Annotated in this window: 27 protein-coding genes and 1 tRNA gene; 17 read left to right on the top strand and 11 right to left on the bottom strand. The window is 39.4% G+C overall.

Annotated elements, in window-relative coordinates; all coding sequences use genetic code 11:
- Window positions 1–261: 261 nt before the first annotated feature.
- From KZZ04_RS00140 to mgtE, 12 genes are all read left to right on the top strand, one after another.
- Window positions 262–1,230: a calcium/sodium antiporter gene (locus KZZ04_RS00140; RefSeq protein ID WP_219421733.1), complete on the top strand. Its 969-nt coding sequence runs from the start codon at window positions 262–264 to the stop codon at window positions 1,228–1,230.
- A gap of 3 nt (window positions 1,231–1,233) precedes the next feature.
- Window positions 1,234–2,205 carry a KpsF/GutQ family sugar-phosphate isomerase gene (locus KZZ04_RS00135; RefSeq protein ID WP_219421334.1) on the top strand — a complete coding sequence of 324 codons (972 nt, stop codon included), beginning with the start codon at window positions 1,234–1,236 and terminating at the stop codon, window positions 2,203–2,205.
- The gene (gene kdsC / locus KZZ04_RS00130) at window positions 2,206–2,757 is read left to right on the top strand and encodes a 3-deoxy-manno-octulosonate-8-phosphatase KdsC (RefSeq protein WP_219421333.1); all 552 of its coding nucleotides are present in this window, start codon (window positions 2,206–2,208) and stop codon (window positions 2,755–2,757) included. It abuts the gene before it with no gap.
- A complete protein-coding gene (gene lptC / locus KZZ04_RS00125) occupies window positions 2,754–3,308 on the top strand; it encodes an LPS export ABC transporter periplasmic protein LptC (protein WP_058403249.1) in 555 nt (184 codons plus the stop codon). Before kdsC ends, lptC begins: the two co-directional genes overlap by 4 nt.
- Window positions 3,298–3,834, top strand: a complete 537-nt coding sequence (gene lptA, locus KZZ04_RS00120; protein WP_219421332.1) for a lipopolysaccharide transport periplasmic protein LptA — start codon at window positions 3,298–3,300, stop codon at window positions 3,832–3,834. The genes lptC and lptA overlap by 11 nt, the downstream gene beginning before the upstream one ends.
- Window positions 3,831–4,556, top strand: coding sequence for an LPS export ABC transporter ATP-binding protein (lptB, locus tag KZZ04_RS00115; RefSeq protein WP_058403251.1), 726 nt, complete (start codon window positions 3,831–3,833; stop codon window positions 4,554–4,556). The genes lptA and lptB overlap by 4 nt, the downstream gene beginning before the upstream one ends.
- A 69-nt stretch (window positions 4,557–4,625) precedes the next feature.
- Window positions 4,626–6,125, top strand: coding sequence for an RNA polymerase factor sigma-54 (locus KZZ04_RS00110; protein WP_058403252.1), 1,500 nt, complete (start codon window positions 4,626–4,628; stop codon window positions 6,123–6,125).
- Between the two features lie 26 nt (window positions 6,126–6,151).
- Window positions 6,152–6,439: a ribosome hibernation promoting factor gene (gene hpf, locus KZZ04_RS00105; protein WP_006792096.1), complete on the top strand. Its 288-nt coding sequence runs from the start codon at window positions 6,152–6,154 to the stop codon at window positions 6,437–6,439.
- 4 nt (window positions 6,440–6,443) lie between these two features.
- Complete coding sequence (gene ptsN, locus KZZ04_RS00100) at window positions 6,444–6,896, top strand: PTS IIA-like nitrogen regulatory protein PtsN (protein ID WP_058551044.1); 453 nt, start codon at window positions 6,444–6,446, stop codon at window positions 6,894–6,896.
- A gap of 19 nt (window positions 6,897–6,915) precedes the next feature.
- Complete coding sequence (rapZ, locus tag KZZ04_RS00095) at window positions 6,916–7,761, top strand: RNase adapter RapZ (RefSeq protein ID WP_058403253.1); 846 nt, start codon at window positions 6,916–6,918, stop codon at window positions 7,759–7,761.
- 43 nt (window positions 7,762–7,804) lie between these two features.
- Window positions 7,805–8,077, top strand: coding sequence for an HPr family phosphocarrier protein (locus KZZ04_RS00090; RefSeq protein WP_219421331.1), 273 nt, complete (start codon window positions 7,805–7,807; stop codon window positions 8,075–8,077).
- Between the two features lie 109 nt (window positions 8,078–8,186).
- Window positions 8,187–9,545: a magnesium transporter gene (mgtE, locus tag KZZ04_RS00085; protein ID WP_058403255.1), complete on the top strand. Its 1,359-nt coding sequence runs from the start codon at window positions 8,187–8,189 to the stop codon at window positions 9,543–9,545.
- A 68-nt stretch (window positions 9,546–9,613) separates the two neighbouring features.
- Here mgtE and KZZ04_RS00080 read toward each other — a convergent pair whose 3' ends face one another.
- Both KZZ04_RS00080 and KZZ04_RS00075 read right to left on the bottom strand, forming a co-directional pair.
- Entirely contained in the window at window positions 9,614–11,800 is a 2,187-nt protein-coding gene (locus KZZ04_RS00080) for a YgiQ family radical SAM protein (protein ID WP_058403256.1), read from the bottom strand.
- Window positions 11,801–11,907: 107 nt separating this feature from the next.
- A complete protein-coding gene (locus KZZ04_RS00075) occupies window positions 11,908–14,103 on the bottom strand; it encodes an EAL domain-containing protein (RefSeq protein ID WP_219421330.1) in 2,196 nt (731 codons plus the stop codon).
- A 151-nt stretch (window positions 14,104–14,254) separates the two neighbouring features.
- Here KZZ04_RS00075 and KZZ04_RS00070 point away from each other — a divergent pair, with 151 nt between their 5' ends.
- Window positions 14,255–14,836 carry an SRPBCC family protein gene (locus KZZ04_RS00070; RefSeq protein ID WP_138529552.1) on the top strand — a complete coding sequence of 194 codons (582 nt, stop codon included), beginning with the start codon at window positions 14,255–14,257 and terminating at the stop codon, window positions 14,834–14,836.
- Window positions 14,805–15,692, top strand: a complete 888-nt coding sequence (locus KZZ04_RS00065; RefSeq protein WP_219421329.1) for a TIGR03899 family protein — start codon at window positions 14,805–14,807, stop codon at window positions 15,690–15,692. Before KZZ04_RS00070 ends, KZZ04_RS00065 begins: the two co-directional genes overlap by 32 nt.
- Window positions 15,693–15,725: 33 nt before the next feature.
- Here the strand turns inward: KZZ04_RS00065 and KZZ04_RS00060 are convergent, their stop codons facing one another.
- The 8 genes from KZZ04_RS00060 to KZZ04_RS00025 form a co-directional block, all read right to left on the bottom strand.
- Window positions 15,726–16,496 carry a TIGR04219 family outer membrane beta-barrel protein gene (locus KZZ04_RS00060; RefSeq protein WP_219421328.1) on the bottom strand — a complete coding sequence of 257 codons (771 nt, stop codon included), beginning with the start codon at window positions 16,494–16,496 and terminating at the stop codon, window positions 15,726–15,728.
- 3 nt (window positions 16,497–16,499) lie between these two features.
- Window positions 16,500–17,486 (bottom strand): DUF2333 family protein, encoded by a 987-nt coding sequence (locus KZZ04_RS00055; RefSeq protein ID WP_058403261.1) that lies wholly within the window; start codon window positions 17,484–17,486, stop codon window positions 16,500–16,502.
- An 8-nt stretch (window positions 17,487–17,494) separates the two neighbouring features.
- On the bottom strand, window positions 17,495–18,004 hold the full coding sequence (locus tag KZZ04_RS00050; protein WP_219421732.1) for a copper chaperone PCu(A)C: 510 nt from the start codon (window positions 18,002–18,004) through the stop codon (window positions 17,495–17,497).
- Window positions 18,005–18,082: 78 nt separating this feature from the next.
- Window positions 18,083–18,409: a hypothetical protein gene (locus KZZ04_RS00045; protein ID WP_219421327.1), complete on the bottom strand. Its 327-nt coding sequence runs from the start codon at window positions 18,407–18,409 to the stop codon at window positions 18,083–18,085.
- 1 nt (window position 18,410) lies between these two features.
- The gene (locus KZZ04_RS00040; protein WP_219421326.1) at window positions 18,411–18,626 is read right to left on the bottom strand and encodes a PspC domain-containing protein; all 216 of its coding nucleotides are present in this window, start codon (window positions 18,624–18,626) and stop codon (window positions 18,411–18,413) included.
- A gap of 8 nt (window positions 18,627–18,634) precedes the next feature.
- Window positions 18,635–19,315, bottom strand: coding sequence for a PspA/IM30 family protein (locus tag KZZ04_RS00035; protein WP_219421325.1), 681 nt, complete (start codon window positions 19,313–19,315; stop codon window positions 18,635–18,637).
- Window positions 19,316–19,557: 242 nt separating this feature from the next.
- The gene (gene dusA, locus KZZ04_RS00030; RefSeq protein ID WP_249310765.1) at window positions 19,558–20,490 is read right to left on the bottom strand and encodes a tRNA dihydrouridine(20/20a) synthase DusA; all 933 of its coding nucleotides are present in this window, start codon (window positions 20,488–20,490) and stop codon (window positions 19,558–19,560) included.
- Window positions 20,491–20,625: 135 nt separating this feature from the next.
- Complete coding sequence (locus KZZ04_RS00025) at window positions 20,626–21,246, bottom strand: MarC family protein (protein ID WP_058403265.1); 621 nt, start codon at window positions 21,244–21,246, stop codon at window positions 20,626–20,628.
- Between the two features lie 94 nt (window positions 21,247–21,340).
- Between KZZ04_RS00025 and KZZ04_RS00020 the strand changes: the two genes are divergently transcribed.
- The 3 genes from KZZ04_RS00020 to KZZ04_RS00010 all read left to right on the top strand — a co-directional run bounded on the left by KZZ04_RS00020 (window position 21,341) and on the right by KZZ04_RS00010 (window position 22,744).
- Complete coding sequence (locus KZZ04_RS00020) at window positions 21,341–21,778, top strand: transcriptional repressor (RefSeq protein WP_058403334.1); 438 nt, start codon at window positions 21,341–21,343, stop codon at window positions 21,776–21,778.
- A 73-nt stretch (window positions 21,779–21,851) separates the two neighbouring features.
- Window positions 21,852–22,319: a chemotaxis protein CheX gene (locus KZZ04_RS00015; RefSeq protein WP_058403266.1), complete on the top strand. Its 468-nt coding sequence runs from the start codon at window positions 21,852–21,854 to the stop codon at window positions 22,317–22,319.
- A complete protein-coding gene (locus KZZ04_RS00010) occupies window positions 22,316–22,744 on the top strand; it encodes a secondary thiamine-phosphate synthase enzyme YjbQ (protein WP_058403267.1) in 429 nt (142 codons plus the stop codon). Before KZZ04_RS00015 ends, KZZ04_RS00010 begins: the two co-directional genes overlap by 4 nt.
- A gap of 232 nt (window positions 22,745–22,976) precedes the next feature.
- On the opposite strand, the gene KZZ04_RS00005 is transcribed toward KZZ04_RS00010, so the two are convergent.
- A tRNA-Gly gene (locus KZZ04_RS00005) sits at window positions 22,977–23,052 on the bottom strand.
- Window positions 23,053–23,217: the final 165 nt, after the last annotated feature.

Here is a 23,217-nt window from a genome sequence, read left to right as displayed (position 1 = left end):
CACTTAACCAACACTTAAAATAGGACCTGTAACCCTGTCGAAATCAAATTTAAAGTAAACTGTTTAGTATGTAGGTAAGGCTGAGCTATTGAAGAGTGATTACTTCCTATAAATTGATACTTAAAGGCTGCCAGCTTCTACTAATTAATTTTAGTAAAATGAATTAGTCTACGTAGTTGACCTTACTCTTTTATTTATACTTTCATCGTGGCATTTGTTACTATTCGCGCCATTCCTATTTTGAACAACTGGCTTAATACAATGGTTACCTCGTTTGTTATTTTGATTCTTGGTTTTGCAGCCCTAGTTTGGAGTGCTGACAGGTTTGTTTATGGTGCTGCGGCACTGGCTAAAAACTTTGGTGTACCAACCTTAATTGTTGGTTTAACCGTTGTAGCCATGGGCTCATCAGCACCTGAAATGATGGTGTCGGCCTCTGCCGCATTAGCAGAAAAAACCGACACCGCGGTAGGTAACGCAATTGGCTCAAATATCACAAATATTTTGCTGGTGTTAGGTATTACCGCTTTATTTAGGCCTCTTAGCGTTTCTTCAAGCACATTAAAACGTGAAATCCCGTTAGTGCTTATTATATCGCTGGCTACCTGGTATATATTTTCAGATAACTACTTTTCGTTCACCGAGGGCGTTGCGTTATTAATTGGTTTTGTTGTATTTATTGGCGGGCTAATTATTGTCTCGCTGCGTGCTAAAAATCAAACAGACCCATTTGTATCAGAAGCATGTGACGAAGTACCAAACGACGTACCCACTAACAAGGCTATACTTTGGTTGGTTATTGGTATGATTTTACTCCCTATTAGCGCACATTTTTTAATTGATTCAGCGGTGGATATTGCTAAATACTTTGGCTTAAGCGATTTAGTGATTGGCTTAACAATTATTGCAATAGGAACTAGCCTGCCTGAGCTTGCTGCCTCGATTGCGGGCGTACTTAAAAATGAAGATGATTTAGCGCTGGGTAATATTGTTGGCTCTAATATTTTTAATATTCTTGCAGTATTGCCTTTTGCAGGCATTATTAACCCTTCAGTTATTGACCCGTCGGTTGCTAACCGCGACATACTAATAATGATTGGTGCCACTGTTGCGCTTATTATCATGTCATTGAACTTTAGGGGTGCTCAACGCATCAATAGAGTAGAAGGCGGCTTATTATTAATCGCGTTTTTGGGCTACCAAGGGTATATTTTTAGTCAAGTAGGGTAAGTAATGGCAACGCTAAATTTTATTGAACAAGGCTTACGTGTATTAGATATAGAGCGCCAAGCTTTGAGTGATATTACACAATATGTGGATGAAAATTTTCATCAAGCATGTCAATTAATATATGATTGCCAAGGCCGAACTATCGTTATAGGTATGGGAAAATCAGGTCATATTGGTAATAAAATAGCAGCAACATTAGCAAGTACTGGCAGCCCTGCTTTTTTTGTACATCCGGGTGAGGCCAGTCATGGCGATCTGGGGATGATCACTAAAAATGATGTAGTTATGCTCATTTCTAACTCAGGTGAAACAAGCGAAGTACTCAATATAATTCCTGTTTTAAAACGCCTTGGCGCCAAAATAATAGCCATGACAGGCAACGCCAGCTCAACGATGGCCACGCTTGCCAACGTACATATTTGCATAAAAGTACAAAAAGAAGCCTGTTCGTTAGGCTTAGCTCCAACCGCAAGCACAACAGCAACACTTGCAATGGGTGATGCCATGGCGGTTGCACTTTTAGAAGCCCGCGGTTTTACAGCTGATGACTTTGCACTATCTCACCCCGGCGGTAGTTTAGGTAAACGTTTGCTGCTGACCTTAAAAGATGTCATGCATAGCGGTAAAAACACACCTATTATTAATGTTACTCAAACTATAAAAGATGCGCTAATAGAAATGTCGGCCAAAGGGTTAGGTATGACGGCCATAGTTGATTCTCAGCAGCAACTTGTAGGGCTATTTACTGACGGTGATTTACGCCGTATTTTAGAACAACGAATTGATATACATACAACACAAATAGATGTTGTGATGACTAAGTCCTGCACCACTGCAACACAAGATATTTTGGCCGCTGAAGCGTTAAATATTATGGAACAAAAACGTATAAATGGCTTAATAATTGTTGATGAGCAAAATCACCCTATTGGTGCATTAAATATGCAAGACTTATTAAAAGCAGGAGTACTATAAATGCAATTTGAAGAGCTCTACCAACCTCTAAGCGAAGACGCAAAAGCCCGTGCTAAAAAAATAAAGCTGCTTATTTGTGATATCGATGGTGTGTTTTCTGATGGTCGTATTTATCTGGGTAACCAAGGTGAAGAGCTCAAAGCGTTTAATACAAAAGATGGCTTTGGCATTAAAGCGCTAATTAACAGCGGCTTTGACGTTGCGGTTATTACCGGACGACACTCAAAAATAGTACAACAGCGTATGACAAGCCTAACAGTACAACACATTTACCAAGGTCAAGAAAACAAACTCCTCGCTTATGAGGAGCTAAAATCAAAGCTTAACTTATCTGATGAGCAAATTGCCTACATTGGCGATGACGGCCCCGACATGCCGGTAATGGAGTTAGTAGGGTTTGCTGTTGCAGTAAACGACGCGCATCCGCTGATAAAACGTTTAGCGCATTACACCACACAAATGCTTGGTGGATTTGGTGCAGTGAGAGAGCTTACCGACCTGCTAATGCTTGAAAACAACAAACCCTTGACCACCAAAGGTACGAGTTCATGAATGCTGCGCGCATCATATTAAGCGTTTTATTCATCAGCTGTATGGTTTGGCTTTGGTACCCTTATTTCACACAAGTAAGTTTACCGCAGCAAACCGAAGCAGACATAATTGCAAAGCCCGATTACACTGCCATAGAGCTAAAACAAACAGCGTATGACGAGAATGGGAAAATTAGCCATAAAGTAACGGCAGCGCGAATGGAGTTATATCAAGAATTAGGATTTACCTTTTTTGATAAACCCATTTTTACGCTTTATAACGACAAACAAACGTGGCGAATTAACGCTAACGAAGCAACACTATACGAAGGCAGACAATTAATACTAGAAGGTAACGTTGTTGCTAGTAATTTAACTGATAACGCAATGATAGATAAAATAAATGCTGATAATATTCAGGTAGATATAAAATTACTAACGATGCAATCAGAACAACCTGTCATTGTTACAGGACCCAATTTAAAGATCACCGGTAAAGGCCTCGAAGCCGATTTAAAAACCGAAGTGATAAAACTAATTAACCATACGCGAACTATTTATTATGACCAATAAACTATTAACACTCTTTATTATTCCAACATTTATACTTGCACTCGGTGCAAATGCTGCTGAACCAACGGCGCCACTTGCTGCAAATCAAATTTCGATTAGTGCAGATAAGCAAGAAGGTCAACTGAAAGAAAATGTAGGTATATTCGAAAAAAACGTTGAAATTATTCACGGCGACAGAAAAATTACTGCTGACCGCCTAGAAGTGCATAAACGCGATGAATTGGGTGATAACAAGCAACTGTTAATTGCCACAGGTACACCCGCTTATTTTGAAGAAAAACAAGCCAACGGCACAATAATGAGCGCCAGCGCTAATGAAGTTAGATACGATGTTTCTAAACGTTTTTTAACATTAATTGGAGATGCACAGGTCTCTCAAGCTGGGCAAAAAATGAATGCAAAAAGCATTACCTACGATATTGAGCAACAACTCATTAGCGCCGAAAAAGATGAAAGCTCAACTGACCGCGTGCACACCATTTTAGTACCTGTGGAGCCAAAAAAAAGCGATAAAGGTCAGCCATGAGTACATTAAAAGCAGAGCTATTAGCCAAAAGCTACAAAGGCCGAGAAGTCGTTAAAAATGTAGGCTTAGAAGTTAAAGCCGGTAGCATAGTGGGTTTACTTGGTCCAAACGGTGCGGGTAAAACCACCACGTTTTATATGATTGTAGGCTTAGTCCCTAGCGATAAAGGTAAAATATCTATCGACGAGAACGATATTACTCTTTTACCTATGCACAGTCGTGCTAGATTAGGCATTGGCTACTTGCCGCAAGAGTCGTCTATATTCAGAAAGTTAACCGTATATCAAAACTTAATGGCTATTTTAGAAACTCGAAAGGAGCTCACTAAGCAAGCCAGAGAAGATACACTTAATAATCTATTGGATGAATTTAGCATTCAACACATTCGCGACAGTAAAGGTATGGCACTATCGGGCGGAGAGCGTCGCCGAGTAGAGATTGCACGTGCTTTAGCTGCAGATCCAAAGTTTATTTTATTAGACGAACCGTTTGCCGGCGTTGACCCTATTTCAGTGTTGGATATTAAAAAAATTATTGAACACCTTAAAAACCGTGGTATTGGTGTATTAATAACAGACCATAATGTAAGAGAAACCCTTGATGTTTGCGAAAAAGCCTACATTGTTTCTCATGGGGAACTGATTGCTTCTGGTGCCCCTGAACACGTATTAAACGATAAAACTGTACGCGATGTATATTTAGGCGAGCAATTTAGGCTGTAACATTTACGCCTTATTTGTATGCATCTGCTAGTATTAATTATAACAACTTAAAAGGATTGTTAGAGATACATGAGGCAATCACTACAGCTGCGCATGGGCCAGCAACTTACAATGACACCTCAGTTGCAACAAGCTATTCGCTTGCTGCAATTAAGCACATTGGATCTTCAGCAAGAAATACAAGAAGCGCTCGACAGCAACCCATTACTTGAGGTTGAGGAGCAAGACTATGCCGATGACCTAGCAGGCAAAAATGAGCAAAAAGCAGATAATGATGAAGTGACAGTAAGTGCATCTGCCGATGAAGCCCCCAGTGAGTATGAACAAGACAGTGGTGAAGCCCTTGCAAAAGATACCGTCAGTGACGACATGGCAATGGACGTTAGCTGGGATGAGTACATGAGTGCCGCCCCAGCATCGTCTTCAGGCCCCATGCCTGAAGATGAGTCTATTTATCAAGGTGCATCGACTGAAACGCTTCACGAATACTTAATGTGGCAATTACAACTAACGCCATTTAGCCCTACGGATGAAGCGATTGCTATTGCAATAGTTGAAGCCGTGGACGACTCAGGCATATTAACCCTCAGCTGTGAAGAAATTTTAGAGAGCTTTAATCAAGATAACGACGATGACGTTGAGGTTGAACTTGATGAAATAGAAGCAGTTTTAAAGCGTATTCAATTATTTGACCCTGTTGGTATTGCAGCACGAAGCTTACAAGAATGTTTATGTATTCAGTTAAATCAATTTGATAAAGGCACCCCTTTTATTGACGAAACAAAAATGATTTTAACCGAGCACATAGATTTGTTAGCTGCTCGCGACTATCGTACATTAATGAAAAAAACGAAGCTCAAAGAAGATGAGCTTAAAGAAGTAATGACACTTATTCATACGCTTAACCCAAAGCCTGCAGACACAATAGTGCGAGAAGAGTCTGAATATGTAATACCAGATGTGTCAGTTAAGAAAATTAAAGGCCGCTGGGTGGTTGAACTAAACCCAGACAGCATGCCAAAAATTCGTGTAAACAGCCAATATGCTGCAATGTCGCGTACAGTTAAGTCGAGCGGTGATAGCCAGTTTATTCGCTCACATTTACAAGAAGCTAAATGGTTTATTAAAAGTTTAGAAAGCAGAAACGACACGCTTTTAAAAGTAACTAACTGTATCGTAAAGCAACAACAAGGTTTTTTTGAACACGGTCCAGAAGCCATGAAACCTATGGTTTTAAATGATGTAGCCGAAATGGTAGAAATGCACGAATCGACAATTTCGCGCGTAACGACTCAAAAGTACATGCACACACCGCGTGGAATATTTGAGCTTAAATACTTTTTCTCAAGCCATGTAAGCACCGAAAATGGTGGAGAATGTTCATCCACAGCGATACGAGCACTTATCAAAAAACTAATCGCAGCAGAAAACTCAGCAAAACCATTGAGTGATAGCAAAATTGCGGATATATTGGCTGAGCAAGGAATTAAAGTAGCAAGACGTACAATCGCAAAATACCGCGAATCTCTTGCTATTCCACCGTCAAATCAGCGAAAGAGTCTGATCTAAGACGCTAAACAAAGAGGGTAATGCTTATGCAACTAAATTTAACTGGTCGTCATGTAGAACTAACTGATTCATTAAGAGACTATATAAATACCAAATTTGCGAAGCTAGAAAGGCACTCTGATCATATTAATAATGTTCATGTCATTCTTGATATAGAAAAATTAAATCAAAAAGCAGAAGCAACTATTCATGTAAGTGGCGCTGAATTATTCGCATCCACTGAACATCAAGATATGTATGCAGCGATTGATTCATTGATTGATAAGCTTGACCGTCAAGTAATTAAACACAAAGAGAAGCTTGCTCGACACTAATATGATGAAACTAAGTTCACTTATATGCCAGGACTGCAGCAAAGCTGCGGTCCTTTTTAATAGTAAAAAAAGAATTTTAGAGTTTATTAGCGAGCTTGCTCACGATAAATTACCGTATTTGTCTCAACAAGATATTTTGGGCGCTTTATTAACTCGCGAAAAGCTAGGTAGCACAGGAATAGGAAGAGGCATAGCTATTCCACATGGTCGAATGAGCGGCGCACAAGAACCTTTAGCATTAGTATTAGTAAGTGAAACACCGATTAACTTTGATGCTATAGACAATCGACCAGTTGATATTTTTGTTGCACTCATCGTACCTGATGGTGATAACCAGCAACACTTAAAGACGCTAGCGACGATAGCTGATAAACTAAAAAACAAAGAATTTTGCAAACAGCTACGCTGTGCTAAATCGGACGCCGAGCTGTATCAAATTATTGTTGACCAATCGTAATAAATTTAAAGGGTGATTAATGGAGTTGATTATCATAAGTGGCCGTTCTGGTTCTGGTAAGTCGGTTGCTTTACGCGTTGTTGAAGATCTAGGTTATTATTGCGTAGATAACATCCCTGTAAATTTATTACCTTCTTTGGTAAGAAGCGTTTCTGATAACTACGATAAAATCGCCGTTAGCATCGATGTGCGAAACTTGCCAAAAGAACAAGATGAATTTAATCACATTATTGAATATTTACCGGGTTTTACAAAACCAACACTATTTTATTTAGACAGTGAAGATCAAACATTAATAAAACGTTTTTCAGAAACAAGACGTTTGCACCCTCTATCAATCGATTCGCTTCCGCTTGATTTAGCCATAAAAAAAGAAAAAGAACTACTTGACGTGCTAACTACTCGTGCCGATTACATGATAGATACCAGCGACTTGAGTGTTCATCAACTCGCTGAATCGATTCGTGAAAAAATATTAGGTAAAAAAGACAAGCAGCTGATTGTCACATTTGAATCATTTGGTTTTAAACATGGTATACCTAAAGAAGCAGACTACGTATTTGATGCACGTTTTTTACCTAACCCACATTGGGAGCCTGAACTAAAACCACTCAATGGTTTAGACCAGCCAGTAAAAGATTATTTAGCTAGCCACAGCATAGTTCAAAAGTTCACATGGCAAATACAAACTTTTGTGCAAACCTGGTTGCCTCATTTAGAACGCAATAACCGTAGCTACTTAACGATTGCTATTGGTTGTACTGGCGGACAACATCGCTCTGTATATTTAGCGCAAACAATTGGTGAAAGCTTTGCAGTTACGCATCCTAATGTAAAAATACGCCACAGAGAACAAGAAAAATAATTTATATAAACTAATAACCTGTTCAGCTTTGATAGAGTAATGTATGCGTATAGAAGACACTTTTTTAATACAAAATAAATTAGGGCTACATGCCAGAGCTGCGACAGTATTGGCTCAACTTGCTGTTAAATTTGATGCTTCAATCACTTTATTTCAAGATGACAAAGAAGCTGCTGGTGATAGTGTATTAGCACTGATGCTACTTGAAAGTAGCCAAGGTAAAGAAGTTAAAGTGGTATGTGAAGGGCCTGATGCAAAACAAGCTTTAAATGCCATTGGAGAGCTTATTTCGCAACGATTTAACGAGCAAGAGTAACGTTAATTTTTAACAATTAAATAAAATAACTATAATCAAAAATAACTGGCTAATAGTTCGTACTCTCCCACCCACTAAGTAACAGTTACAATATAAATAAAGGACGCCAATGCCCGAAGCTTTTGAACAAGACTACCCACTACAACAACTAAAACAAGTGACTAAGTCACTTAATAGTGGCCAGTTTGTTCAAGTTAGACGCATGCTCGCAAAAACCGCCCCATGTGATACTGCTTTATTATTAGAGTCGTCTCCTCATAAAATTCGTCGATTACTTTGGCAACTTGTTGACCCTGATGTTCAAGGTGACGTACTAGAAGAGTTATCAGAAGACGTACGTTTAGGCATCATAGCCCAAATGGAACCTGAGCATATTGCTGCCGCTACTGAAGATATGGGGCACGATGACTTAGGCGAAGTGTTACGTAGCTTGCCTGACACCGTTTATAAAGACGTTGTTAGCGCCATGGATATTCAAGACAGAGAGCGCGCAACACAGGCGTTGTCTTATCAAGAGCGTTCTGCTGGCGCGCTCATGAACACCGATACGGTAACTATTCGTCCAGACGTTACCATTGATGTAGTACTACGCTACATTCGACTTCGTGGAGAGTTACCTGAAGGCACAGATGATCTGTATGTAGTTGATAAACATAACTGCTTTATTGGTGCTTTATCGCTGAGTACATTACTGACTAATTCACCTGAAAAAATTGTTCGCGACTTAATGGATGAAGAGTGTGAGTCAATTCCAATATCTATGGATGAAAGTGAAGTTGCACAATTATTCGAACGCCATAATTGGATCTCTGCCCCTGTTGTTGATGATAATGATCAACTGCTAGGTCGTGTCACAATCGATGATATTGTCGACGTTATACGAGAAGACGCCGAGCATAGCTTACTGAGCTTGGCGGGTCTTGATGATGAAGAAGATACCTTTGCTCCCGTCCTAAAAAGCTCGAAAAAACGCTCAGTATGGTTAGGAGTTAACTTATTGACGGCGCTTGCGGCCGCCTTTGTAGCTAGTTTTTTTGAAAGCACACTCGATATTTTACCTATATTAGCAGTGCTTAATGGCATTGTACCTTCTATGGGTGGTGTTGCTGGTAGCCAATCGCTTACGCTTGTTATTCGTGGTATTGCTGTCGGTCATATTAATCAAACTAACCAACGTTTTTTAATGATGAAAGAACTGGCCATAGGTGCGCTTAATGGTATTTTATGGTCATTATTAATAGCGGGTGTCATTGCACTATGGCAATGGGACTTTATGCTCGGCGGCGTGCTTGCTTTTGCTATGTTTATGAATTTAGTGGTAGCTGGCGTGGCTGGGGCGAGTATCCCTATTTTACTTAAAAAAATGAATATAGACCCCGCACTTGCAGGTAGTGTAGTGCTGACAACAGTGACCGATATTGTGGGTATTTTTGCCTTTTTAGGCACCGCTACCTGGCTATTAATATAATTATAAAACTGTCACAAAAAAACGCGCAGTTAATGTATAGCTGCGCGTTTTTAGTTATTCAGTAAAAACTACCTGGCTTTTTGTCTATTTCCACCCACTTTAGGTTTTGTATTGGCCTTTTTAAATTGGCTAAATCCCGTATGACGTGTAAGCGCTGGGCGACCACTTTTGCGGCCTTTATTAACGGCTTTACCCGCTTTTTCATCGCGGCCTTCTTCTGGCACTAAACAATTTGGCCCTTTACCAATTAAATTAGCCTTACCCATTTTACGAAGTGCTTCACGTATCATTGGCCAACCTGATGTATCGTGATAGCGCAAAATAGCTTTGTGTAATCTACGCTGGCGAGCTCCTTTTGGCACAGGCACTATCTCACTATTATTTTTAATATTACGTAAAGAGTTCATCTCTGTATGATAAATAGTGGTTGCATTGGCCATAGGTGATGGATAAAAATTTTGCACTTGATCTAACTTAAAGTCATTTGATTTAAGCCATAAAGCCATATTAACCATATCTTCGTCTTTGGTTCCCGGGTGGGCAGAAATAAAGTACGGAATTAAATACTGCTTTTTACCTGCTTCTTTTGAGTACTTATCAAATAACTCTTTAAATTGGTCGTAAGCGCCCATGCCAGGTTTCATCATTTTGGATAATGGGCCGTCTTCAGTGTGCTCTGGTGCTATTTTTAAGTAACCACCTACATGATGCGTCACCAATTCTTTTACGTACCGAGGATCGCGTACAGCAAGGTCATAGCGAACACCCGAAGCGATTAATACTTTTTTAATCCCTTTCACATCACGCGCTTTTTTGTATAAATCAATAGTAGGTGTGTGATCAGTATCCATGTGCTTACAAATGTCAGGGTATACACATGATAAGCGTCGGCAAGTGCTTTCTGCTTTTTTACTTGTACAACGTAGTTTGTACATATTGGCCGTTGGCCCACCTAAGTCGGAAATAACGCCTGTAAAACCAGGCACTTTATCTCGGATCTGTTCAATTTCTTCAATAATTGATTCTTGCGAGCGACTTTGAATAATACGACCTTCGTGCTCTGTAATCGAACAGAATGAACATCCACCAAAACAGCCACGCATAATATTAACCGACGTTTTGATCATGTCGTAAGCGGGAATTTTAGCGTCGCCATAGCTTGGATGAGGAATTCGTTGGTAAGGTAACCCAAATACTGCATCCATTTCATGTGTTTCTAACGGGTAAGCCGGTGGGTTTACCCAAATAGAGCGATCTCCATGACGTTGAAACAACGCTCTTGCACAACCAGGGTTAGTTTCTTGGTGTAATATCCTTGAAGCATGGGCATATAAAGGTTTGTTAACACTTACTTGCTCGTAGGCTGGGAGCTTAACATACGTTTTTTCCCATGGCTTAGGACGCGCTGGTTGCACAGTAATGGGCTTTGCAGCTTCAGCCTTTAAATCAATACCGGCTTGTTTAAATTCAGATTTACTGCAGCCAACATCATCGGCTCCGTAAGGATTTGGAATGGGGTCTATTTTACCAATTTTATCAATTGCAGTTGAGTCACTGCCACGCCAGCCAGGTAGTGGCTCTTTGCGGATAACAGCGGTACCACGGATATCTTGAATTGTATCCATCGTTTCGCCACCGGCAATTCGGTGGGCAACTTCAACTAATGGGCGCTCAGCATTTCCGTAAATTAATATATCGGCTTTTGAATCAAACAAAATGCTACGGCGCACTTTTTCTTGCCAATAGTCATAATGAGCAATCCTACGAAGGCTTGCTTCAATACCACCAATAACGATAGGAATACCTTTATATGCTTCACGACATTTCTGAGAATAAATCATCACAGCACGGTCTGGTCGCTTGCCCCCTACGTTGTCAGGAGTATACGCATCGTCATGACGCATTCGCTTTTCAGCTGTGTAGCGGTTAATCATCGAATCCATGTTGCCGGCCGTTACACCAAAAAATAGGTTTGGTCTGCCAAGCTCCATAAATGCATCTTTTGTATCCCATTTAGGCTGAGCAATTATACCCACCCTAAACCCTTGCGCTTCAAGTACACGCCCAATTACGGCCATACCAAAACTTGGGTGATCAACATATGCATCGCCACTAATAATTATTATGTCGCAGCTATCCCAGCCAAGTGCATCCATTTCTTCGCGTGATGTGGGTAAAAATGGTGCGGTGCCATAACACTCAGCCCAATACTTTGGGTAAGAGAATAAGGCGCGCTTAGCTTTGAGTGTGCTCATAAATGTGACCGTCGAATAACAAAAGGCGCAAATTATACACCATAGCCTTGTTTATATATACAACATTACAGGGGATGAAATACCTATAACGTTAAGCCTATAATTATCTAGGTATTTTGTTTACTAATGAACTCTAGTAACTTTTTTTCAGGCATAGGTTTTGCGTACATAAACCCTTGCACTTCATCACATCCTAAGTCTTTTAAAAACTTAGCCTGTTCCTGCGTTTCAACACCCTCTGCTATTGTTTTTAACCCTAACTTTGCACCTAACGATATTACTAGCCCTGCAACGGCACCGGTATCACCATTATTAAGATCTTTAATAAACGACCTATCAATCTTTAGTCTATCGATAGGAAGGCTTTGTATATAACTTAATGACGAAAACCCGGTGCCAAAGTCATCAATAGCCACTTCAATACCAAGCGCCTTCAGCTCTCTTAAAGTATTAATAACCGTGTCTAATTCATCCATTACTACACTTTCAGTGACTTCAAGCTCAATGTTTTTTGGATCCACGCCGTATTTTAGTAAGGTATTTTTAACTGTTTGCGCATACCCTTTAACTTTAAATTGCGGAACGGACACGTTAACAGCAATACAAATTTCAGTTCCTTCATTTTCTAATCGCTTTTGCTGTTGGCAAGCTTGCTCCAGCACCCACTGCCCTATATCTACAATAAGACCAGCATCTTCAGCTAATGGTATAAATACCGCAGGTGAAATATAGGTGCCATTTTCTAATGGCCAGCGTAAAAGGGCTTCACAACCAATTAAAGATAAATCATCAAACGATAACTGTGGTTGATACCACACTTCGAGCTTCCCTCTAGCAAAGTCATGGCGCAGCTGTCTAATTAAGCCTAATCGCCACTCCATTTTTTCTTGCATATCAATACTGTAATAAACACCTTCTTTATGCTTTATTTTTTTAGCATGATTTAAAGCAATATAAGCCACTTTTAATGTTTCAATACCTGAGCCTTGAAAGTCTTGCTGTTGGCATAAGCCAATTCTAAAATCAATTGGCAAAACATGTTCTGCAGCACTAAATGATGGGCTTAGTTTTTCGTTAAAATCGGCAATGTTAAATTCATTTTTTAATATTAAAAAACCAAATACATCCGCCCCTACTCGCGAGAGCAACTGCGCCGTTGGTGCAATTGTTCGTAGGCGCTCAACAATAGCAATAAGTAGCTTATTGCCTACATCTTGCCCTAAGCCGTCGTTTATATCTGAGAAGTTAATTACATCTAATAAAACAAATACATATTTATTTTCATGTACGTTTTGAAAATCATCTATGCGTTCAATAAAGTCCGTTCTATTTGAAATACCAGTGAGTAAGTCTTTGTAGGCTGCATCTCTTAATTTTACAAACAACCGAATATTATCAAGCGCAATACTGATATTAGTTAAAAATATTTCGGCAAACTGCAATTGAATATCTGTAGGCGCTCCACCACACTCAATATATAAAGCAGCTTTGCGGTGCTTACTTTTTAAAATAAAGGTGATGCTATTATCAGTATATTGATGGGTAAGCTGTTCAAAACTGGTTTCAACCTGAGGTAATGCAGTTTGGTTAACATTAACTAACTTTTCACCAAAATACTCTTCGTACTTTTCACATCCACCCAGGACCTGAATAAAATTTTCACCATCAAGCTTGGTGCAAATTAATCCGTTAGATTTACAACCTAAAATGACTCCCATAAATTCAATTGCTTTGTTGCACAATACTTTTATATCTGTTTGCCCCAAAATGTATTTAGATGCAGATAAAATAGTATTCATTGCTTGGGCTTGGTACTCAAGTAGGCAAATTTGTTCATAAGAACGAATAGCAGCAATAAGTGTTGTAACAAGTTTTGAACGTGTCAGCTCTGTTTTAGTTTTGTAATCATTTATGTCGTAATCACGAATAGCTTTTTCTTCGGGGATGTTAGCGGCTTGGCCCGTACGTAAAATAATGCGAACGCGTTTGTTATTTAGGGAGTCTCTGACATGTTTAACCACCTGAAAGCCGGCATCGTCAGTTTCCATAATAACGTCTAAAAAAATAACGGATATATCATTAGGCTGGGTAAGTATATTTTTGGCCTCAGCGCCAGAGTATGCATGATGAAACCTAAGCCTAGCGCCGCCATATTCTAATCCAGATAATGCGAGTTTTGTAACCGTATGAATTTCTTCGTCGTCGTCTACAATTAAAATATCCCAATAACGAGATGGCTCAACAACTATTTCGTCGTCTTGCTGTTGGTCTAAAAATAGAAAATCATTTTGTTCAGACGACATATTTACCCTTTTCAGATACTGCTTAATGCTATAAATACTCTAACGTAATGTTTAAAAAGCTATAAATTTAGTTTTTGGCTTATGATCTAATTCATACTATAGTCGATTAACAAAAAGTTGTTACATATAAACTTAAAAAACTACCAAAGGTATGGTTATTAAATTATTAAAAACACTGTTCAAATACGTATTAGTTTTACTACTTATAACAGTCGTAGTCGGATTACTGCTTCCACAAAACTACCGTGTGAGTAAAAACGTAGAAATCAATGCCAATATCAGCACAATAAAAACACTTGTTGCTGACTTTAATCAATGGCACACATGGTCACCTTGGCAGCAAGTAGACCCTTCCATTGAATTTATTGTTAATGAACCGGGAGCTGGCGTAGGCGCACATCAATCGTGGGTAGGACAATGGGGGCATGGCGAAATGACCATTACATCTCTCAGTGAAGATAAAATGACATTTAATATACTATTAAATAATGAACATATTATTGAAGGTATACTCACCTTTTCACAGCAAGCAAATACCAATACCGTGACCTGTTATATTGAAGGACAATCAACGACTCTACTCATATCAGGCTATATGGCACTCGTGTATGAGTATATTTTGAATAACACTCTAGAGCTTGGGTTGAATAATTTAAAAACCGTAGCACAATTAAGCGATATACAAAGCGTAGCAAATAGCCATGACAGTAAAAACAGCACAAGCACGGATTAATTTAGCCAATATAATAGAATCGTTACTTGGCTATCCTGTCACTAAGGTGGCCAGCAGCGACACATCGCCAATAACAGAGCAAAGTTACAATACAAGAGGGCAAGTAAAACCGCTATATCATATTAATAGTGAACACCCTTTACTAACTCGCGCCAAACAAAGACACGATTTACTGGCTATAAAGCGACAACAAAACATAGAGGCTATTTTAACCACGGCAATGGAGTTTTGCCCGGACGTAGCAAGCAATAAACAGCCAGACGCAGACTGGGTGGAACACTTTATTGCTTTATGTGAGGACACCTCAAATAGCTCTATGCAAGCCTTGTGGGCAAAAATTTTAACCGGTGAAACATTAAACCCTGGTACATTTTCAATCAAAAGCTTACAAACTTTAAAGCATATGACTCAGCGCGAAGCCGATTCTTTGCAAAAGTGTGTATCGCTTTCTGGCTACAATGAAAAAGACGACAGCCACTTTATTTTACTTGGTTTTTATAAGAAACCGTCTTTATTTGATCTGCTTCGCAAGGGAAATAGAGTGTCATTAAATTTAGGAAAAACAGGAATAAGCTTTCCTGATATTTTAACTTTAATGGATTTGAATTTACTTTATAGAAAAGAAATAGAATCAGCTGTGCTTAAAGCAGGGCAAGAACTCACACTGTCTTTTTTATCTCAAAAAATGACACTTAAAGCAAAAAATAGTGATTTGGTTTTAAGTTATTACAAGTTCACCCAAACTGGCGATGAGCTATCTAAACTTATACGATTTCCTGTAAACAAAATATATAAGCAGCTAGTAAACACGGCATTAGAAGGAGAATTTGATTTAGCGTGGCACACTACAAAATAGAACGCCACGCTTTGTTTAATTAGAAGGTACTAATTAAAAGTGAACCTGAATACCTGCAAACGGACCCGATGCGTCAATATCTGTAGTAATATCATCAACATCATCTAGCTCTAATACCATTGAACGGTAACCTGCTTTAACAGCAATATCTACAGCTAAGTTATCAACAAGCTCCCATGCAACACCCACTTGGTAATCTTGCACTTTACTATCGTCAATTGCCAAAAGGCTACCTTCAAAAAACACACTTAAACCTGTAAATGGTAAGCCTGCTTCTGCACGCGCGTATGCAAGTGGTACAAAACCAGAAAATTCAACCGTTTCAGTGAAGTTTGCACCACCATCTTGCGTTGTTCCGTTAACAATAATGTCACCGTCAAACTGCTTCGCATTTAGACCTAAATCAATAGAAATCAGATCATTATCAAATATTTCATAATATAAGATATAATCAACATGCGTTAAATCGCTTACAGAATTAACGGTTGTACCCACTACATAGTCTGAACCATTAAAGCTAAATGTATCATTTAGTACTGTCGAGCCGTTTAATTCAAGTTCAGTATACTTAAGCTTTAGGTTAGGAACTAAAGGCACCGGATGCTCGAGTGCAGCATAGTAACTAATGTATGTTTCGTCTTCAAAGTTAAAATCTTGAGGTGCATTATCTTTATAAGAAAGCTGACCTTCATTATCTGATTGCCAACCATCAACACCCACATATAAACCTAACAGAGTGTCAGCTTGCGCTGCTGGAGCTAAACAAGCCATAGATAGGGCTGCTGCTAAACAATACTTTTTCATTTTTTATCCTTGCGCTAATAGTTCGCTAAGTTCAATTAAAGCCGCGTTGGCTCTAGAAATATAATTTGCCATAACAAGAGAATGATTAGCAACATAGCCAAAGCCATTGCCATTCAAAATTAGTGGGCTCCATACGGTTTCTTGAGTGGCCTCAAGTTCACGAATGATTTGCTGTAAGCTTACACGTGCGTTTTTCTTTTCAAGTACATCATTAAAGTCGTACTCAACGGCCTGTAAAAAGTGCAGTAACGCCCACGTTGCGCCACGAGACTCATAAAATACATCGTCAATATCAAGCCATGGCGTTCTTACTTGCTGCTGCAATGGCGCAAGCGTTGCTTGCTTATTTGAAGAGTTACCAGCTAGGTCAGTATTAACCTTATCTTGGCCAACACTTGCACTTAAACGCTGACTTAAGCTGCCTAACCGCTTTTCTGCCTCTTTTAACCAGCTGCGTAAGTTATCGGCCCGTGCATAAAACTGGCTGTCGCGTTCATGCTGATGAGCCATTTGCGTACGATAAACAATTAAGTAATCAATCCCTTTTTGGTACTCACCTTCTGCACTTGGCCACGCCCAAGCTTCAGAGCTTATATTAAATTGCGGTTGTGCTTTTTTGAGCGCTTCATGTTCAGTTGATTGAGATTGAGAACGGCTAAAATCTTTTCTCATAGAAAGTGATAAATCACGGACCATTTCAAGTGCGCCATACTCCCAAGCAGGCATATCATCCATAATAATACTAGGTGGAATAACATCATTTGATAAATACCCACCTGGCTTATCAAGTAACGTATTTGCAACGGTAATAAGTGTAGATGTAGTGATATAGCCCGTCACCATCGTTTCATTTCGAAGTTGCGCTTGCTCTTTTGCATTTTCAACCACATCAAAACGTGAAGGCTCAGTACTCCAGTAAACGGCAATGGCGTAAAATATAATAAGCAGTAAAACTAAAATGCCTGCTATTTTTCCTTTGTGTTGCGACATGTAAACTCCTAATGATGAGAATGTTGTGCTGATGACTTAGCTTTATTTATTTGCGACTCTAGCGTAACCACCTCAATATTTGTAAACAAGCGATTACCATCACTAAAATATAGCGTTAGTTTGCGTTCTTGCCCTGCTTTTAAAGGTTCTTGCGGCTCAAACACCATTAAATGATAACCACCGGGCTGAAAATCGACACTGTCATGTGCTTTTACACTCACCGATTCAACCTTTTGCATTTTCATCATGCCATCAACATGTGCGTGCTCATGTATTTCAACGCGCCCTAACCCGTCAATGCTGGCCTTTGTTAATGTTGCATTCGTATCACTATGATTTGAAATAGTTAAGTAGGCGGCACTGGCTTTACCGCCAGGTAAGAACTCTCTTACTTGCGCGTTACTTACTTCAAGTTGTGCAGTATCGGCTGAATGGTTATGGCCAGAGTGCGCAGCCAAAGATGACGAAAAAAAACTAAAAGCCAATGCAGACACAAAAGATAAACACAATTTTGCCATCATTTAATCCTTGTAAAAACGTAATATCACACGTTAAATTTAACATAGTTAACGGGGAATAGTGAGTTAAATTAAGGATTAAGAAACCACTTTTTTATTATCAGCCACTAACCAGCATAATACGGCAATAAATAATAATGGCCATGCAATCATCACTGAGCCAAATAGCAAAGCCAAAACAGTACCAATAACAGCCACTGCGGCTGCACCTATTAAACCTAACGTCACTAATGCAGCAATTGCGGCAACGGCTACGATGGCTATAAGTACACTCACTAATTCAACACCAACCCAGCTCATATCTGCAATCCACAATGGAAACTGCCACGTGTCAAAGTTTATAAATGAGAATGAATTAGTAAAAAACACCAAATAAATGAGTATACAAACAGCGATAGCTTTCATTTTAAAACTCCTTAATATGCTTTTCTTCTAAACAGCAATGCGCAATAAAATAACCAAGCGCAACTACAAACGGAAAACTTAAAAACAGTAAAATAGTAACCAAACGTGTTGCCCATATCGGAAAATCTAATCGGTATGCTAAGCCACTACATACGCCAGATATTTTTTTGTTTAACGTGTCTTTAAACCAGCCACGCTGATGATTAAATCGACTCATAATTCCTCCTACGCGCTTTGTTTAGAACTAACACTTAAGCGTGCTTTTAAACTAGCCAGCTCTGTGTCAATTTTTTCGTTTTTAACAAGTGACTCAATTTGAGTGGCTGTCGAATTAGCTGTGTCAGTTAACTCATACGCCTCAACTTGCGCTTCAATACTCTCAACACGTTGCTCTATTTGCTCAAAACGAGAGAGCGCATGAGCTACTTTATCGCTATTTAACTGCGTATTTATATGCGAACGAGCAACAACTACATCGTGACGCTGCGCTAGTTGAGCTTGCTTTGTCTTTGCTTCTGCTATTTTTTGCTGTAGGCGCTCACAGTCAGATCTAATTTTTAATACAGACTCTTGTAAAGTCTCAAGTTGGGCTTGCTTTTTTTCAATGCTCTCGCTTACAGCTTGTTTAGATATAAGTGCTGACTTAGCAAGGTCATCACGCCCTTTTTCAATTGCTAATTCAGCTTTAGATTGCCATGCTACAAGCTCTGCTTTTTTAGTATCAAGGTGGCGTTTTATTGCTTTTTCTTCACATAAAAGCGCGGCGGCTGTGCTTCTACACTCGTTTAATGCATCCTGCATATCATTAAGCATTAAGTTAACAAGTTTTTTAGGATCTTCTGCTTTATCAAGCAGTGCTACAATATTTGATTGAATAACATCGTTTACGCGATTAACTATTCCCACGGTATTCTCCTGTTGATTTTTAATTGATTACAACAAGTAGACTCCAAGAGTTATGCCAAGTCATTTTAAATTAATAAAAGATAATTATTATCATATAGTTAAAACGAAAAAAGATAAGATTGAAATGACTATCCGCTGAACAGCATTAAGTATAATTGGCCAATAAATTATGTTTTTGACTAATTTTTAGGATCAAAAAAGCCACTATATAAGTGGCTTTAAATGTAACGTTTGAAAAACAATTATTCAGGTACAAAGCTAAGTGCTTTATCCATTACCGATAAATCAGCCTGCTTACCATGGCCGTTTTCTGAAAGATGACGTCTAAAGCCACGCGCACCAGGTTGCCCCTGAAAAATACCCAACATATGACGTGCAACATGCCAAAAATTAGCGCCTAATCGCATTTCTTCTTCAATGTAATCATACATAGAGCGAACCACATCATGGCGGGTTTGCGTATTAACTACATCACCATAAATTTTTTCATCAACCTCATTAAGCATAAACGGATTACTATAGGCTTCGCGCCCAACCATAACACCGTCAATATAGTGAAGATGCTCAAGGCTTTGTTCAATCGTTTTAACGCCGCCATTAATACTTAAATCGAGTTGCGGATAGTCTTTTTTAAGTTGATAAACTCGGGGGTAATCAAGAGGTGGAACTTCACGGTTTTCTTTAGGGCTTAAGCCATTTAACCATGCTTTACGCGCATGGATAATAAAATCATCACAGCCTACTTTATGGCTTGCTTCAATTAACGCACATAAAAACTCATACGAGTCTTGCTCGTCTATCCCAATACGCGTTTTAACAGTAACAGGAATTGCAACTTCACTTTTCATCGCCGCAACGCACTGTGCAACCAATTCAGGCTCGGCCATTAAACACGCACCAAAGCGACCATTTTGAACGCGATCTGATGGGCAGCCTACATTTAGATTAATTTCATCATAACCACGCTCACCGGCAAGCTTTGCGCATTTTGCCAATGCTTGAGGATCAGAGCCACCTAATTGCAATGCAACGGGTCCCTCGTGCTGATTAAAGTGTAAATAATCACCACGACCAAATAAAATAGCACCTGTGGTAATCATTTCTGTATACAACACGGTGTGCTTTGTCATTTTGCGATGAAAAGTACGGCAATGACGGTCAGTCCAATCAAGCATTGGCGCGACAGAAAAGCGTCTGTTTAAAGTTGGTTTATCCAAAATATGTTCATCCAAATGTAAAACCCAAGTGGGTATAAAAGCAAAGCAATTAAGGGAGGCGCATTTTACACAAAACCCCCACTAGCGGCAATATTAGCTATATACCTGCAAGCCAAAGTAATGCGCTATACCGTTTAAAATATTAGTAACTGCTACAGAGCTTAAAATAAGTCCCATTATTCTACTTATTATACTAGCGCCGCTATCGCCAATTACTTTATGCACATGCGTTGCAAGTAAAAGTAATATGAGTACTAGGGCTAATACGGCAAGCATCATCGACGACGTCATAAGTTGCTCAATCCAGGTAAACTCTTCATTTCGCGTCATAAGCACGGCACCCAACATCGCACCAGGGCTTGCAATTGAAGGAATAGCTAAAGGAAAGATGGCTGTTTCAGTGCTGTCTCGTACGCTTTTTATTTCAGTTTCGGGTTTGCTCTCACCAAATATCATCGACAGTGCAAAAAGCAGCAGTACTATGCCGCCCGCTATCTGAAAAGCCGACAATGGAATTTCAATCGCATTTAATAAAAGCTCACCAGCGACAACAAAAAATAGCAGCACAATAGCCGATACCCCAACGGCCTTGAAGATGACCTTGCGCTTAAATTTATCATCCTCCCCTCGGGTCACAGCTATAAATACAGGTACAGTGCCTATTGGGTCTATTACCGCAAAAAAGAAGATAAAAATGGCTAATAATTCGTTCATTTCGAGTTTTCCTGACTAAAAATCGCCTAATAAAAACACTGCAACTACAACACAGTATGTTAGTATATCACGGTAGCGTAAGGATAAGAGAATGATGAATATAGAATCACTAGTTAGTAAAGCTAAGCAAGTATGTGACAACCGTGGCGCTCGTTTTACGCCTATCCGTGAAAAAGTATTTCGCTTATTAGCCAGTGCACAAGGTGGTGTAGGCGCCTATGACCTACTGGAACAATTAAAAGTAACCGAATCGGGTGCTAAACCAGCCACTATTTACCGCGCGTTGGATTTTTTAGCCGAACTGGGATTTATCCATAAAATTGAAAGCACTAACGCATTTATGTTGTGTCATCATTTTGATCATATTCATCCGGTACAATTACTTATTTGCGATAATTGCGGGTTTGTTAAAGAACTGCACTCTACCGTTATTTCTCATGAACTAAATAACTTAGCGGCTGAAAGTGGGTTTGTAGTAACAGGGCAAACAATAGAAGCACATGGTAAATGTGAATCTTGTAGAGCTTTATAAAAACAAAATAATTCTTAATGGCTATACTAGTAAGTTGTAGCCATTTAATAGCACAAATTTAAGAGTATTCAGTATGAATGTAGAGTTTATCAACCCTTTCTTATCATCATTAATCAATGTGTTAAGCACAATGGCACAAACACAATTAAAACCTGGTAAACCACGCATTAAAACTGACGAGGTCGCGTGTGGGGATGTATCTGGTTTAATTGGCATGGTTGGCCCGCAGACTCGTGGCTCGTTTTCAATTACATTTGATGAAAGCTTGGCACTGACAATTATGGAACGCATGCTAGGCGAGCGCCCTAACTCTATCAACGAAGAAGTAACTGACATGGTGGGTGAAATCACCAACATGGTTACCGGTGGTGCTAAAAATTTATTAGGTGAAAAAGGATTTGATTTCGATATGGCAACACCTATTGTTGTATCGGGTGCAGGCCATACAATAACGCATAAGAGCCAAGGCAAAAAAATCATAATGCCATTTAGCAGCGACGCTGGCACTGCAAATATAGAAGTTAGTTTCGACAAGCTATGAGCTGGCAGCAAAAAACAATCACATTGAAACCTCGTCCTCGAGGTTTCCATTTAATTGATAACGACGTTTTAAATAATCTCTCCGAAATTGCCCACTATAAAGTAGGTTTATTGCATTTATTTATCCAACACACATCGGCAAGCCTGACTATAAATGAAAACGCCGATCCGACTGTGCGTATGGATATGGAAAGTCACTTCGATAAATTTGTACCTGAGCGACAACCTTATTACCGCCATGACTATGAAGGCGATGACGATATGCCTGCCCACATAAAAACAAGTACACTTGGTTGTGCGTTAAGTATTCCTATTTCAAATGGATACTTAGCATTAGGGACTTGGCAGGGTATTTATTTAGGCGAGCACCGCGATGCTGGCGGTGCAAGGCGCATTATAGCGACTATTCAAGGCGAGCTGTTTTAACTGAAGTTTCAACACTTCTCAGTCAAAAAGTATCAACCCCACTTGCTTCAACTATACGACCTCATAATAAAATATCGCTTTATTAATGCAAAGCTGGCTCTGCGCGAAAAGTGATAGCTTCAAATAACCAAAGCCTGAATGCTGAATATTACAAATAAGAAAAAATTAGATAATAAAGGTTTGAATTATAATTTATGATTTTTAATATAGATATTTTGAAGGGATAAAGTATTGGAGCGGTACACGAGGCTCGAACTCGTGACCTCGACCTTGGCAAGGTCGCGCTCTACCAACTGAGCTAGTACCGCATTTTTACTTCTTTAGTTATTTTACGTTGGGTCGCGTTCAACATTCTAGCAACGTATTTTATATTTTAACTAAATTTTTTGGTTAGAAATTGGAGCGGTACACGAGGCTCGAACTCGTGACCTCGACCTTGGCAAGGTCGCGCTCTACCAACTGAGCTAGTACCG

Origin of the sequence: Pseudoalteromonas sp. CR1 (assembly GCF_019392235.1) — a bacterium.
Lineage (GTDB): Bacteria > Pseudomonadota > Gammaproteobacteria > Enterobacterales > Alteromonadaceae > Pseudoalteromonas.
Note: the sequence above shows the minus strand (reverse complement) of the source record. Positions and strands in the feature narration are given on the sequence as shown.